Raw genomic sequence first — 14,249 nt, 5'->3', positions numbered from 1 at the left:
CTTCTTTGTATTATGGATACTATTTTTACTCGCGGTCCCTCACTGAATAATAGATTAGCGCTGGCAATTGTTTTGTCAGCGTTACTTATTTTTGTGGATCACAAAGTGGAAGGGTTTAAATCGACTCGGGTCTATTTGAATTCATTCATGAGCCCCCTTCAATATTTAGCTAACTTACCTCGGTTGATGCTAAGCGAAAGCGCCCAGCGCTTGACCTCCCACGAAGATCTTCTCGAAGAAAACGACAAACTGACTAATCAACTGCTACTCATGAGCGAGAAGCTCCAGCGGTTTGATGCCTTGTCTCAAGAAAATAAACAACTAAGACATTTGCTGGATGCGCCTGTTCGTAACGACTTACGTAAAATGGTTGCCGAGCTCATGGCGGTTGATAAAAACCCCTATAGCCAGCAGGTGGTTATCAACAAGGGGGCCATTGATGGGGTTTATTTATCTCAACCCATCATTGATGAAAAAGGCATAGTGGGGCAGGTTATGGAAGTGGGCAGCACCAACAGCCGTGTGCTACTACTTGCCGATGTGACTCACGCCATTCCTGTTCGCTCTCAGCGTAATGATATTCGCTTTATTGCCACTGGCAGTGGCGCGCTAAACGAGCTGTATTTAGAGCATGTACCTCATAGTGTTGATATTAAAGCGGGAGATGTTTTGATTTCCTCCGGCTTAGGCAAAATTTTTCCAGAAGGGTACCCCGTGGGTACGGTTAAAGAAGTACGACGGGATGAAAGTCGCCCATTTTCTATTGTAACCGTAATGCCTATGGCCAAATTAGACCGTCTAAAGTACTTGTTACTCTTGTGGTCTGATGAAGGCAAACCTATCGACAGCGATGTGGAAAGTGAGAGCAACATGGTAAGTAAAGAGGAGGCTGAAGATGATTCGTAAGCGTCATTCGGTTATCGTCACCACGCTTTTGATTGCGCTTGTCCTTCAAATCGTGCCGTTGCCTATTCAGGTTGATTTATACCGCCCTGATTGGGTTCTGATTGTGCTTGCGTACTGGAGCATGGCGCTTCCCCACAGAGTGAATGTGGGCGTGGCCTTCTTAACAGGCGTCGCGGTAGATATATTGGTGGGTACTACCTTAGGTATTCACAGTTTAAGCTTAAGTATTTCAATCTATATTTTAGCCGCGAACTACCAACGGCTACGAAACTACTCTGTTTGGCAACAAGCTATTGTTATAGGGTTGCTTTCTTCGCTGTACCACTTGCTAACATTCTGGGTGCAGCACCTACTCACAGACATCTATTTCCAACTGGATTACTTGTGGCCTGTGCTTACTTCTATGTTGTTATGGCCGTGGGTATTTTGGCTACTTCGTAAAACCCGTCGTCAGTTCTCCATTAGTTAAAGTATGAGATCCTTATCGTGAATTATTCAGTGGTTTTAGCCTCTGCTTCCCCTCGTCGTACCATGCTGTTAGATCAGATGGGCATTGCCCATTCAGTAAAGCCAGTGGATATTGATGAATCAGCCCTTGCTAATGAAACGCCTGAAGCCCAAGTTTCTCGACTCGCTGAGCAAAAAGCTAAGACAGCCTTAGCGCGGCTAAAAAGTGAAGATGCACTGAGTGAAAGTACACGGGTCCTAGCTTCTGATACGCTTATTGCCTTTAACGGGGTTAGTTTGGGTAAGCCAGAAAATAAAGAAGACGCTAGACGTATTCTTTCAATGCTATCGAACAACGAGCATGAAGTACTGACGGCCATTAGTGTGGCGTCTACTACCAAGCAAGTGACACAAACTATTACCACCAAGGTAGCTTTTGCCGCATTGACGAACGATGAAATTGACGCATACTGGGACACAGGTGAACCTGCAGATAAAGCAGGCAGTTACGCCATTCAAGGTATTGGCGGTCAATTTGTAAAAGCAATATACGGCAGTGCTAGTGCAGTGGTTGGATTGCCTTTGTATGAAACAAGGCAGCTACTTAGAGAATTTGGAGTCGTGTAGTGAGTGCAGAGCTACTAATCAATGTTACACCGTCAGAGTCTCGTGTTGTTCTCATTGAAAATGGGATATTGCAGGAAATTCACGTAGAGCGTCATACCAAGCGTGGCTTAGTGGGCAATATCTATCGTGGCAAAGTTAGTCGGGTACTACCCGGAATGCAAGCCGCATTTGTGGATATTGGCCTTGAAAAAGCGGCTTTCCTGCATGCCTCGGATATTGTTATTCACAACGAAATAGCAGAGGAAGTATCAGCCAGTCATATTCAAAAACAAGACATTCGTGAGCTTGTTCGAGATGGCCAAGATATTGTTGTGCAAGTGGTGAAAGACCCTATCGGTACCAAAGGCGCTCGTCTTACTACCGATATTACTATTCCAAGTCGCTATTTAGTGTTTATGCCAAGTGTTACTCATGTTGGCGTATCTCAGCGTATTGAAGAAGAAGCTGAGCGGGAGCGTTTGAAAACACTTGTGCAAGAATTCTGCGATGAAAACGGTGGTTTTATTTTACGAACCGCAGCTGAAGGGGTAGGCAAAGCTGAATTACAGCAAGATGCCGCCTTTTTACGCCGACTGTGGGACAAAATTCAATCGCGGATGAAAAAGCGTAAGTCCAATGTGTTGTATGAAGATTTACCGCTGGCGCGCCGTGTGCTTCGCGATTTTGTCGGCACCGAGTTAGACAGAATTCGAATAGACTCTAAGTTGTCTTTTCAGGAGCTGTTCCAGTTCACTAAAGAATACGTGCCCGAAATGAACGGCAAGTTGGAATATTACACGGGCGACAGGCCCATATTCGACTTGCACGATGTTGAAAATGAAACCCAGCGAGCGCTTGAACGTAGGGTCGATTTGAAATCAGGCGGCTATTTGATTATCGATCAAACCGAAGCCATGACCACCATTGATATAAATACCGGCGCATTTGTTGGGCACCGTAACCTAGAAGAAACTATCTTTAATACTAACACCGAGGCAACACAAGCCATTGCTAGGCAGCTTCGGTTACGTAATTTAGGCGGTATGATCTTAATCGACTTTATCGATATGATTGAACCAGACCACAAAAGACGTGTCTTACATAGTCTAGAAGTGGCGACAAGTAAGGACAGGGCCAAGATTAATATTCACGGGTTTACTTCGCTAGGGCTCATAGAAATGACCCGCAAGCGCACCCGTGAAAGTATTGAGCACATACTGTGTGGCGAATGCCCCGTATGTAAGGGCCGAGGTACGGTGAAAACCGTTGAAACTATCTGCTTTGAAATTATGCGTGAAATTGTACGTGTAAACCGTGCATACGATGCTGATAAATTTGTCGTTTATGCTTCTCCGAAAGTGGTTGAAGCGTTAATGGGTGAAGAATCGCATATGCTTGCAGAGCTGGAAGTGTTTGTATCGAAGCAAATTAAAGTACAAACCGAAACCTTGTACAACCAGGATAAGTACGACGTCGTCATGATGTAATGCATTAACTATACGAAGGCGAAGTGTGACAAATTTAACGTCGGTAGCAGCCTATTTAGTTAAAAAAATATGGTTGCTGCTTGCCATCCTGCTTGTTCTATTCGCGCTGTTAATCAGCGCCGCTCGCTATGCGCTGCCGCATATTGAACACAACAAGCACCTGCTGGAAGACTATATCAGCCAGCGCTATGGCGTAAATCTTACTATTAACAGCGTGCATGCAGTATGGCAACGCTCTGGGCCGAGTATTGTCTTAAATTCGGTCTCCATGGCGCAAAACGATGCGTCTCCCGTTGGGCTCAATATTCGTCAAGTCTACGTTGAATTGGACTTTTGGCAGTCTTTGAGACGACAAATGATCTCATCTACACGTTTTGAACTTCGCGGCCTTAAGCTTGATGTTGATGCCGATAGGTTCGAGCGTGCAGGCGATAACAACTTTCCTGTTGTTAATGCATTAAAAAGCTTATTTCTAGAACAACTCCAAAGTTTCTCTCTAGAAGAAGGGGAAGTGCTCCTCTCTAAAAATAGCGAGACTCAGTCTTTTATTATCGACCAGTTAACGTGGAATAACAGCGGTAAACGTCACCAAGGCTTAGGGCAAATGAAGGTGGCCGATGTATCGTCGAATTCTGCTTCTTTCATTATTGATGTGACTGGCAATAAAGATGCCTTTGAAGGGGTTTTTTATGCCCGCGCTGAAGATTTAGATATTTCACCCTGGGTGAGCGACTTAATTAAAACCAAACGTCCGCTGACTGAAAGCCGCGCAAATTTCGAAATTTGGGCCGACGTGCAAAGTAATGGTATCACCGGCGTTCAAGCTCAGTTTGAAGAAAGCTTATTAGAATGGGGCGGGGAAGAATACTCATCCCTAGTGACAGGTATTCGTGGTGGCAGTATTGAAGCTGTACCTACACAAGATGGATGGAGCGTTAGGGTAGATCAATTGGTGGTAGACTCTGGCCACGAAACCATAGAAGCTGATTTCGTAGGTAAAGTGAGAAATTCAGGTGACGCTGTAGTCAGCATTGTAAAACCGGTTCAGATAAACCCATTCCTGATGCTTTTGCCGCTATTTATGGACGACACCAGCGAAGAGGAAATTCGCGCGCTAAATCCCAATGGGCAACTTGCTACCTTGGAGCTTCAATTTAGAAATCGTCGCCCAGAGTTAACCGCTAAAATCCTTGATTTGTCGTGGGAGCAAGCCGGAAAAGCCCCAGGCCTTACTTCGCTAGATGCCGACGTATACTGGTATAAAGATTCTGGAGCGGTTTACTTAAAAAGTGAAAACAGTACCTTATCTGCCGACAATATTATTAAACAAAATCTCGATATCAATACCTTCAACGCTAACCTGTATTTTCACACTCAGGCGGTAGGTGATGAAAAGCAATGGGTGGTGACGGGCAAAGATCTCTTGTTCGACAGCAAACAGTTAGTGTTAGAGCCAGTATTTCGGGCCAATCTAACCACGGGCAACCTAGACATATTTGCCAATCTTAAACCCTTAGCGTTAAACGCAGTCAGTGATTTCTTTCCTGCCTCGTTAATGGGCGTGAATACCGATAAATTTCTTACCCGCGCCTTTGGTGGCAAAGGTAACGTAAGCAAAGCGCAAATATTGTGGCACGGTAGCCCCAAAAACTATCCGTTTCACGACAACAGCGGCATTTTCCAAGCTTATGTCGACATTGAAGATAGTGACTTTGTATTTTCCTCAAAATGGCCAGCCCTAAACGATTTGGACTTATCTGTATATTTCCATAATGATGCCTTGGTGATGGAAAGCGATAAGGCGACTTTGGCAGGTGTTGAAGTCGCGAGCATGTCTGCTGCTATCCCACGATTACACCCATCTTCATTGTTGACGATTTATGCAGAAGGTTCTGGTACAGGCGAAAAGGTAACGTCGTTGATGAAGCAGTCTTCAATTGCCAGCTCGCTAGGGAAAGTGTTAGATAAAGACGTGCAGGTCTCGGGGCCATTATCGGCAAGCTTAACATTAGATATACCCTTTAAAGGCAAAGATGTACGGGTTCAAGGTGAAGCCCAGTTAAACAATAACGATGTGTATATTACCAGCACGCGTATGCAGTTCGATGACGCCAGTGGTACGCTGAGCTTCGACAATGCAAAAATTGACGCTAATGGGTTAACTGCGAGCTTATTAGGCCAGCCTGTGGAAATGTCAATTCAGGGGCGTCAGAACGACAGCTACGACGTTAATGTGAACCTTAAAGGGCGGTGGCATGTACATCCGTTAGTGAAGTATGTAAAAACCGATCTCATTGATTACTTAGACGGTGAAACCCATTGGCAGGCCGATGTGAATTTAAGCCTATCGAATAGCGACTTTTCTTACAATGCCCAGGTTAACGCTGATTTAACGGCAACCCAAAGCTTGCTGCCAGCGCCGTTTGCGACAGTTCAAGGTACCAGTCTGCCACTTCAAATTAACAGTGAAGGTAACCTACAAGCCTCTAATGTAGAGGCAAGATTAGGTGACAATATTCACTTCGACGGCGTATTGCCCCATAAAGAAATGCAGTTCTCTCGAGCGCACCTTTCCTTAGGCGACGCAGATGTGGGTGATAGAGGTACCGGGTTCAGTATTGCCGCGAATCTAGAGCAGGCCGATATTGTTGAATGGTTTACTACCCTGCAAACGCTCATTGTGCCAAGCAAAACGAACGAGACTAGTGCGAGCTTAACCGCCAACACACGCACAAGTACCAACACTAATAGTGATACGTTATCGACGGAAAACCGTGCCCAAAAGCAAAATATCTTCGGGGTGCCATCACGCATATTTGTGACCGCAGATACCCTAACCGGATGGGGGCATTCACTAAATAACGTGTCTTTAACCGCTCGGGAACAAGACAAAGATTGGCTGTTACAAGTTGATGCGGCGAAAGCGCGAGCGACTATCAGGGTTAATAACGATATTAATAACCAAGGTATCGATATTAACGCCGATTACTTAGTACTGGATAAACCCACTACTGAGGCTGCTGATTCAACAGAGGCGCCAGAAGAAGAAATCGAGATGGCTAAGCAGCGCGCGGACGTAGTGGAAGTTGACCCGCTAGATTTGCCTCCCATCTACTTCTATTGCAGTGTTTGTAGTGTCCATGGCCTTGATTTAGGCGAAATCACGCTTGATGTAGCAAAAACTGATCAAGGCTTACAAATAAGACAATTTCTCACGCGTTCTTCCAGTGCGGATGTCACTGCAACCGGATACTGGCAGCATGAAGGCGGCGATATAACCACCCGGTTAAACGGTACGCTTTCCTCTCCTGATGTGGGACAAATGCTCAAACAGCGAGGGATCACTTCGGGTATTAAAGACTCCGAAGCCGATGTTAAATTTGATTTAGGTTGGCCTTCTTCCCCGTTTGATTTTTCGTTAGACAAAGTAAGTGGTGACGTAGATTGGGCCCTCACTGACGGTTATCTCACTGAGGTTAGTGATAAAGGCTCGCGCATATTCACATTATTCAGCCTAAACTCATTAGTACGCAAGCTAAGCTTAGATTTTAGAGATGTATTTGCCACAGGATTCTTCTACGACAAAATGGGTGGAAGCTTACAAATTGCTGACGGTACCGCCTTTACCGACGATACCGAAATAGACGGCGGTGCAGGTGAAATTGAAATTAAAGGCTATACCAACTTAAATACAGGTGGCCTTAATTACAATATTACGTTTGCCCCTAATGTAACGGGGAACTTACCCTTTCTAGTGTATTTTTTAGCTACGCCCCCAACGGCATTGGCTGCGCTGGCGTTAGATCAAGTGTTAACATCAGCTAAAGTTATCTCGAACGTTAACTATAAGGTTTCTGGCACCATTACTAATCCGCAGTTCGATGAAGTAGAACGACATAGTAAAGATATAAGCTTACCGGCGAATGTGTCGCCAGAAAGCACTTCGCCATTAGATCGGCCGCTTACCGAAGATGATTTACGCAGAGTAAAAATGGAGGTTATCGATGGTTAATCTAGTTGCAGTTCAAATGACATCTACGCCCAGTGTAGAAGACAATTTGAATCATGTAGAACAGGCTATTTCCCGTGAACAAGTTCCAAAAGACAGCTTAGTAGTATTGCCAGAATGCTTTGCCTGTTTTGGTACTAAAGATGGCGAGCTACTCAATGCCGCCGAAGTCAAAGATGAAGGGCTGATACAGCAACGTTTATCGGCGCTCGCCAAAGCCCATGAGTGCTACATTGTTTCGGGCACGTTTCCTATGGTTACCATTGATGCGTCAAAGTTTTCAGCGGCGTGTTTATTGTTTGGCCCAGACGGCACGGTATTGGCCGACTATCGTAAAATTCACCTTTTTGATGTGTCGGTGGATGACAATACGGGCAGCTACAAAGAATCTACGTTTACAAACCCAGGCAGTGAAGTTGTTACGGTAAAAACCCCAATTGGCAACATTGGGCTAGCGGTATGTTATGATGTGCGCTTTCCAGGCTTGTTTACCGCCATGGGCGATATCGATATTTTAGTGTTGCCCGCTGCCTTTACGCAACGAACAGGTGAAGCGCACTGGCACACGTTAGTGAAAGCGCGAGCCATTGAAAAACAATGCTATGTGGTAGCTGCCAACCAAACCGGTGAGCACCAAAATGGCCGTGAAACCTATGGTCATAGCCTAGTGGTTTCGCCGTGGGGTGAAACCTTAAGCGAGCTACCTCAAGACATTGGTGTCATTCAAACCAGTGTTAATATTGAAGCGCGACAAGCCATTAAACAAAATATGCCGGTTGCCGAACATAACCGATTCAGGAGTCACTTTGTCTAAATCTGTTGAACGCCATTTACTGTCTGACTCTGGACTAGATGTAGCGTCGCTAGAAAGAGCCCTTTCGGGTATCCATCGTCACGATACCGATTATGCTGATCTTTATTTTCAGTCGAGCCAACACGAAAGTTGGGTGCTCGAAGATGGCATTATTAAAGAAGGTAGCTACAACATTGAACGTGGTGTTGGCGTTCGTGCTATCAGCGGTGAAAAAACCGGTTTCGCCTATTCAGATGAAATCAGCGAAGATGCCTTAGTAAAGGCGTGCAACGCTGCGCGCAGTATTGCCCCTGATGGTGGGTCTCAGAAAGTATCATCCCTAGGACGTAGCGATTATCAAGCGCGCTATGGTGAGAAAAACCCTATTTTAGCCATGCAAGATGCCGAGAAAATTTCTCTGCTAAAAGCCGTGGACGCGTATGTTAGGCAGCAAGAGCCATCAGCCAATCAGGTTGTGGTTAGCATTAGTGGTGTGTACGAAGAAATTTTAGTGGCTGCCAGTGATGGTACATTCGCCACCGATATCCGCCCCTTGGTTCGCCTTAATTGTTCTGTGTTGCTTGAAGACGGTGATCGTCGTGAGCGCGGCAGCGCGGGTGCTGGCGGCAGATACGCGTATTCTTTTTTTGAGTCAGATAAAGACGGTCGCCCCTACTATGAGCAGTTAGCCGACGATGCCCTGCATATGGCCCGGGTTAACATGCAAGCGGTAGCCTCACCAGCGGGTGCTATGCCGGTAGTATTGGGTAATGGCTGGCCTGGTGTATTGTTACACGAAGCGGTGGGTCATGGTCTTGAAGGCGACTTTAACCGTAAAGGTGCGTCAACCTTTAGTGGGAAGATTGGTCAGCGAGTAGCTGCAAAGGGTGTAACAGTAGTAGACGATGGCACATTGGCTGATCGTCGTGGTTCGTTGTCAGTAGATGATGAAGGCACTCCCACGCAGCACAATGTCCTTATTGAAGACGGTATTCTAAAAGGCTACATGCAAGATAAGCATAACGCCAAGCTAATGGGTGTTGCGCCAACTGGAAACGGTCGTCGCGAGTCTTATGCGCATTTACCTATGCCGCGCATGACCAATACCTACATGTTAGAAGGGCAGTACGATCCTAAAGAGATTATTGCCTCTATCGATAAAGGTATTTACGCGCCTAACTTTGCTGGTGGGCAAGTTGATATCACATCAGGCAAATTCGTATTTTCTAGTGCAGAAGCATACCTCATTGAAAATGGTAAAATTACCGCACCAGTTAAAGGCGCTACTTTGATTGGAAATGGCCCTGAAGTTATGCAGAAGATTTCCATGATTGGCAACGATGTGGCATTAGACAACGGCGTTGGCGTGTGTGGTAAAGACGGCCAAAGCGTGCCTGTTGGCGTAGGCCAACCTACATTGAAAATAGACGAGCTTACTGTGGGCGGAACGGCGTAAATTACGCGTTACGCTAGTGTGAGAATTCGAAAAAGGCGCCGGTTGGCGCCTTTTTTAATGCAATATTTTTGACTGTTTATATACGATCAGTGCAGCATGTTGCTGCGAAAGCGCTCACTATTCCAAAGTGACTACCATATCAAGACTGGTAGTAACACCACTGGGAGAGGTAACTAGCGCACTTACAATCGCACTGGTGCTGGCTTCCGACTCATCTAATAGATTAGTCAGTACGAAGGATAGTTGTCTGTTACCTGCCGCGTTGGTAGAAGGCACGGTGGCTTCAAGTGAACCTGAAATCCCCCCTTCAGAGCTTGTAATGCTAATTTCTGTACCTTCTGCTAATGGCTGATTAGCGGTATCTGAATAGGCTAACGATAGCAACGCATTGCTTCCTCTTGGGATACTCAACACAGGCGTTAACCCAGGCGGATTAGTGTTGTTCGCTAGCTCATCGGTACTGCTGTTAAACGTTAGCAACGCAGATGACGATGACATAATAACCACCATGGCGCGCCTCACATGCAGCGCGCTATTCCCGCAGGTTGTGGCATCGCATTGCGGGCCATCAAATAATCCATTGGCCAGGGTAAAGTCACCTGAACTGTCGTAATCGAAAAAGGGCTCTGTGGCGTCATAGCTACCGTCTTCGTTATCGTCACGCCATGCCTCGGGATAATCGATAAAGCCCGTGGTATCAGGCAGTAATATGGATAGTCCATTGCCCGTACTGCCGGTAATTGCGCCGCCATCAGCATCGTCGTATAGGTTATTGCCATTAGCGTCTATTAATGTTTCATGGCCTACCGCTGTTACCATTACCGTAATTCGGTGATCGGCTACTCTTGGCTCAGCACTCGTCCAAGTCACACTGCACCTGCCGCTTTGGGTGGTGCAGCTTGGCTCAATTAACCCGCCTTCGGTGGTGAAGTTCAGCGTGGTGCCATCTGGCACTGGATTGTTAAAAGCATCAGCCGCGCTAGCGGTAATGGTTAATTCGTTGCCGTTAATGTTGTGTGCTTCAGGGTTCAAACTCGATGGCGACAAACTAATACTGTTTTGATCGGGCAACCCAGTGTTCACGCTAAGCAAGTCAGACTGAGACTGAATGCTAGTATCATCAATGTCGGTAACGGCGGTAACGCGAACGGCAGTAGGCACGCTACCTGCTGTCACAAAAGTGCTGACTTGGCCTTCAGAGTTAGTCAGTGCACTAGCAGGAGAAAGCGCCAGGCCACCAATATTACTGTTTAAGCTAAACGCCACTTCTTGTTGAGCAAGCGGATTACCCAACGCACTGTTAACTTGAAAGGTTACTCTTGATACTGAGCTTGCATCTTGGCCGCCCGTACCACTGATTACAATTGATGACGGAGACGCATCGATAAAGGCGATGCTACCTGCGGTTTCAGGCAGAATTTCTATAGAACGGGACACACTTAACGTACTGCTATTGATAGTAACCGTTGCACTTATCTCGTCGTCGAAGCCGGTATTTCCAGCGCAACTATTGTCTTGAAATGTAGAGCGGGCTTGTCCGCTTGCGGTAAATACGGTTTCATCAATATCGGCACTATCGTTCGCCACACAAACAGAGCTAAAGGTTACGGGAATACTGGTGGCATAGGTTTCGCCTTCAGAATTAACCAGTGCTACGTTAACACCAAGGGTTGCGCCAGCGGCGATGACAACGTCTTCGTCCGTGGTGTAACCGTCTACCCCTAATAAACCGGCTACAAATTCGCCGTTATCAAACGTACCAATTCGAATAACTTCATCGGTTACCGCAGAAGACTGAATTTCATAATTGAGTGTAGCGGTTAGGGTTTGTTCATTATAAACATATGACACAGTGGCCGTGCCAGCACCTAGGTTATCGTCGGTAGGTATTAACTGACTATTGGCAAGGCCGTCATTAGTGGTTAGCGCGTCATCTATGCTTACCGAACCGCGAGACACTTGGAAGCTCACAATGGCATCTGCAATTGGGGTGTCATCGATATTTATCAGCGACGCACTAAGGGTGCCGGTTTCATCAGCGGTAATCCTACTAACTTGATCGCCTGCACTGTCACTTAAGGTTAGTGAAAGGGTGGGTAAAAACACGGTATCGGTGTCGGCAATCAAAAACTCAATGTTTGCTTCTGACGATGTGCTGTCGTAAGTAGCGGTAATCGTGCTGGCACCAGCAATAGCGCTATCTGAGTCTAAATACACAATGGCTTCACCGTTACTGTCAGTGAGCTTGTCGCTAACAGAGAGTGTGCCTATACCGCTTGTAAAACTGATTATTTCTCCGGTTAATACCGCACCATCTTCGGTAATGGTAGCAGTGATGCAGGCAGTATCACCAATCTCGAAACTAGCCTGATTAACCGTATTACAGTTAGCATCGCTAATCTCAAGAGAAAGTGCTACGACTGGAGAGGTGGTGCTATCGTCGCTATCCGAACTGCCAAAGGGGTCGTCGCCGTTTGCCCCCGAGGTACCATTACATCCTGATAATACCCAAACGAAAGCAAATGCCGCTAAGAGCCGCCCCATATACCTCTCCTTATGTTGCTACTCTTTTTGAGTAACGTCTTTTAAATATTGGAATAACTCCCTGTAAGCTTTAGGGGGAGCATTCTTTTCTTGTTCTTTTTTCACTTGGCGGTGGAACTGTCTTAATTTTTGTCTATCTAGCTCAGGGTATTCTTCAATAAGCCCTTGAATAGCGTCGTCACCACGGGTGATTACATCTTCACGAGCACGTTCTAATTCATGAAACGCAGCGTTATTTGCTTGATGTTGATGGGTTATTTTAGCCAAGGCGACTTCAATAGGGGAATTATCCCTTTGTCTAAGTAGCTTACCAATGAACTGAAGTTGCCTTCTGTAACCGTCTTTTTTCTTATTGATGACACGGGCAATATCTAACGCATCTTTCAATTCTTCATCAAGCGGAATGGTGGCGTAGTGGGCAGGGGTAAGGTTTACTACGGTTTGCCCCAGCTTTTGTAAGTCTTTAGATTGGCGCTTTAGTTCGCTTTTACTAATGAGCTCTTCTTCTGGCTCGGCGCTTTCTAACTTAGATTGTTGTCGTGATTTAGATTTCTGATCGCTCATTTCAAACTCATAAGTGTTACACTTTAGCTAAATTGTAACTATCACAGTCGGATTTAGACAGCGAAACTTACTATGCAAATTGAGCAACAGTTATCAGAAATTCAGAATGTCGTTGATGATGTACTGAAATTAGCCCTAAAAAATGGGGCAACCCAAGCAGAAGCAAGCATGTCAAAAGTGGAAGGTATTGCGGTATCTTCACGTATGCAAGAAGTTGAAAACGTAGAGTTTACCAACGATGGCGGCTTGGGAATTAGTGTTTACGTAGGTAAGCGAAAAGGCAGCGCCTCTACGGCTGACTTAAGCAAAGAAGCACTTACCCGTGCCGTGGAAAAAGCCGTCGATATTGCTAAGTACACCAGTGAAGATCCTTGTACTGGTCTTGCCGATGCTGAACTTATGGCCACAGAATTCCCCGATTTGGATTTATATCACCCGCAAGAGCTTGATACAGAAAAAGCCATTGCCACCACAATTGAAGCGGAATCTGCTGCATTAGGTTACGACCCGCGCATTACAAATTCAGACGGTGCATCGTATAACGCTAACCTTGGTATGCGTGTTTACGGCAATACCCACGGTATAAATGCAGGGTATCCAAGTAGCCGTTACAGCTTAAGCTGCATGGTGATCGGATCGCAAGATGGCGACATGCAGCGTGATTATGCGTACACAGTCGACCGACAGGCGCCTTTGTTGCAATCGGCAGTATCTATTGGGCAAGAAGCGGCAAAAGCCACTGTAGAGCGTTTAGGAGCCCGCAAGATTAATACGGCTCAGGTGCCTATTCTGTTACACAAAGACATAGCGTCTAGTTTATTTGGGCATTATGTGGGTGCTATCAGCGGGGGTAGTTTGTATCGTCGTTCATCGTTTTTGTTAGATAGCTTAGGAAAACAAATTTTTCCAGAATGGTTAAACATTGAAGAACGCCCATTTATAAAGTCGGGCTTAGCGAGTTCTAGCTTCGACAACGAAGGCGTTGCTTGTAAAGACATGACAATAGTTGATGGCGGAAAGCTTTCTACCTACCTTTACACCACGTATTCGGCTCGCAAGCTAAACACCCAAACCAATGGTCACGCAGGTGGCATTCACAACTGGTTGGTGGGCGACACAGGTCATAGCGACAGCGACTTGCTAAAAGAAATGGGCACTGGCTTATACGTTACCGAGCTTATGGGGCAGGGCGTGAACACGGTTACCGGCGATTATTCTCGCGGCGCAGCTGGGTTCTGGGTAGAAAATGGTGTTATTCAATACCCTGTTCACGAAGTGACTATTGCAGGCTGTTTACAAGATATGTTTGCTGGCATTGTGGCAATTGGTAAAGATAAAGATTTACGCGGTAGTGTGCATACCGGTTCTATCCTTATTAATCAGATGAAAATAGCAGGAAGCTAGTTTCTCTGTTTGGATTTAAGTCGTTCAATCTCA

10 protein-coding genes are annotated in these 14,249 nt (G+C 46.0%); 8 read left to right on the top strand and 2 right to left on the bottom strand.

Going from position 1 to position 14,249, the window contains the following annotated elements:
* Positions 1-12: 12 nt before the first annotated feature.
* From mreC to tldD, 7 genes are read left to right on the top strand one after another with little or no spacing between them, the layout of a single operon-like run.
* A complete protein-coding gene (gene mreC, locus JKP82_RS02795) occupies positions 13-906 on the top strand; it encodes a rod shape-determining protein MreC (protein ID WP_159528056.1) in 894 nt (297 codons plus the stop codon).
* Positions 899-1,375 carry a rod shape-determining protein MreD gene (gene mreD / locus JKP82_RS02790; protein ID WP_041453083.1) on the top strand — a complete coding sequence of 159 codons (477 nt, stop codon included), beginning with the start codon at positions 899-901 and terminating at the stop codon, positions 1,373-1,375. Before mreC ends, mreD begins: the two co-directional genes overlap by 8 nt.
* 17 nt (positions 1,376-1,392) lie before the next feature.
* Complete coding sequence (locus tag JKP82_RS02785) at positions 1,393-1,980, top strand: Maf family protein (RefSeq protein WP_159528057.1); 588 nt, start codon at positions 1,393-1,395, stop codon at positions 1,978-1,980.
* Complete coding sequence (rng, locus tag JKP82_RS02780) at positions 1,980-3,446, top strand: ribonuclease G (protein WP_013785851.1); 1,467 nt, start codon at positions 1,980-1,982, stop codon at positions 3,444-3,446. Before JKP82_RS02785 ends, rng begins: the two co-directional genes overlap by 1 nt.
* Positions 3,447-3,471: 25 nt before the next feature.
* Positions 3,472-7,458: a YhdP family protein gene (locus JKP82_RS02775; RefSeq protein ID WP_218395761.1), complete on the top strand. Its 3,987-nt coding sequence runs from the start codon at positions 3,472-3,474 to the stop codon at positions 7,456-7,458.
* Positions 7,451-8,269, top strand: a complete 819-nt coding sequence (locus JKP82_RS02770) for a carbon-nitrogen hydrolase family protein (protein ID WP_159528059.1) — start codon at positions 7,451-7,453, stop codon at positions 8,267-8,269. The genes JKP82_RS02775 and JKP82_RS02770 overlap by 8 nt, the downstream gene beginning before the upstream one ends.
* Positions 8,262-9,704, top strand: coding sequence for a metalloprotease TldD (gene tldD / locus JKP82_RS02765; RefSeq protein WP_159528060.1), 1,443 nt, complete (start codon positions 8,262-8,264; stop codon positions 9,702-9,704). Before JKP82_RS02770 ends, tldD begins: the two co-directional genes overlap by 8 nt.
* Positions 9,705-9,821: 117 nt before the next feature.
* Here the strand turns inward: tldD and JKP82_RS02760 are convergent, their stop codons facing one another.
* Entirely contained in the window at positions 9,822-12,248 is a 2,427-nt protein-coding gene (locus JKP82_RS02760; RefSeq protein WP_159528061.1) for an Ig-like domain-containing protein, read from the bottom strand.
* Positions 12,249-12,266: 18 nt separating this feature from the next.
* Positions 12,267-12,812 carry a ribosome biogenesis factor YjgA gene (gene yjgA, locus JKP82_RS02755; protein WP_013785846.1) on the bottom strand — a complete coding sequence of 182 codons (546 nt, stop codon included), beginning with the start codon at positions 12,810-12,812 and terminating at the stop codon, positions 12,267-12,269.
* A gap of 72 nt (positions 12,813-12,884) precedes the next feature.
* On the opposite strand from yjgA, the gene pmbA reads away from it, so the two are divergent.
* Positions 12,885-14,216, top strand: a complete 1,332-nt coding sequence (gene pmbA, locus JKP82_RS02750; RefSeq protein ID WP_129735835.1) for a metalloprotease PmbA — start codon at positions 12,885-12,887, stop codon at positions 14,214-14,216.
* The last annotated feature ends 33 nt before the right edge of the window (positions 14,217-14,249 follow it).

Origin of the sequence: Alteromonas lipotrueae (assembly GCF_019249215.1) — a bacterium.
In the GTDB taxonomy this organism is placed as follows: Bacteria; Pseudomonadota; Gammaproteobacteria; order Enterobacterales; family Alteromonadaceae; genus Alteromonas; species Alteromonas lipotrueae.
Note: the sequence above shows the minus strand (reverse complement) of the source record. Positions and strands in the feature narration are given on the sequence as shown.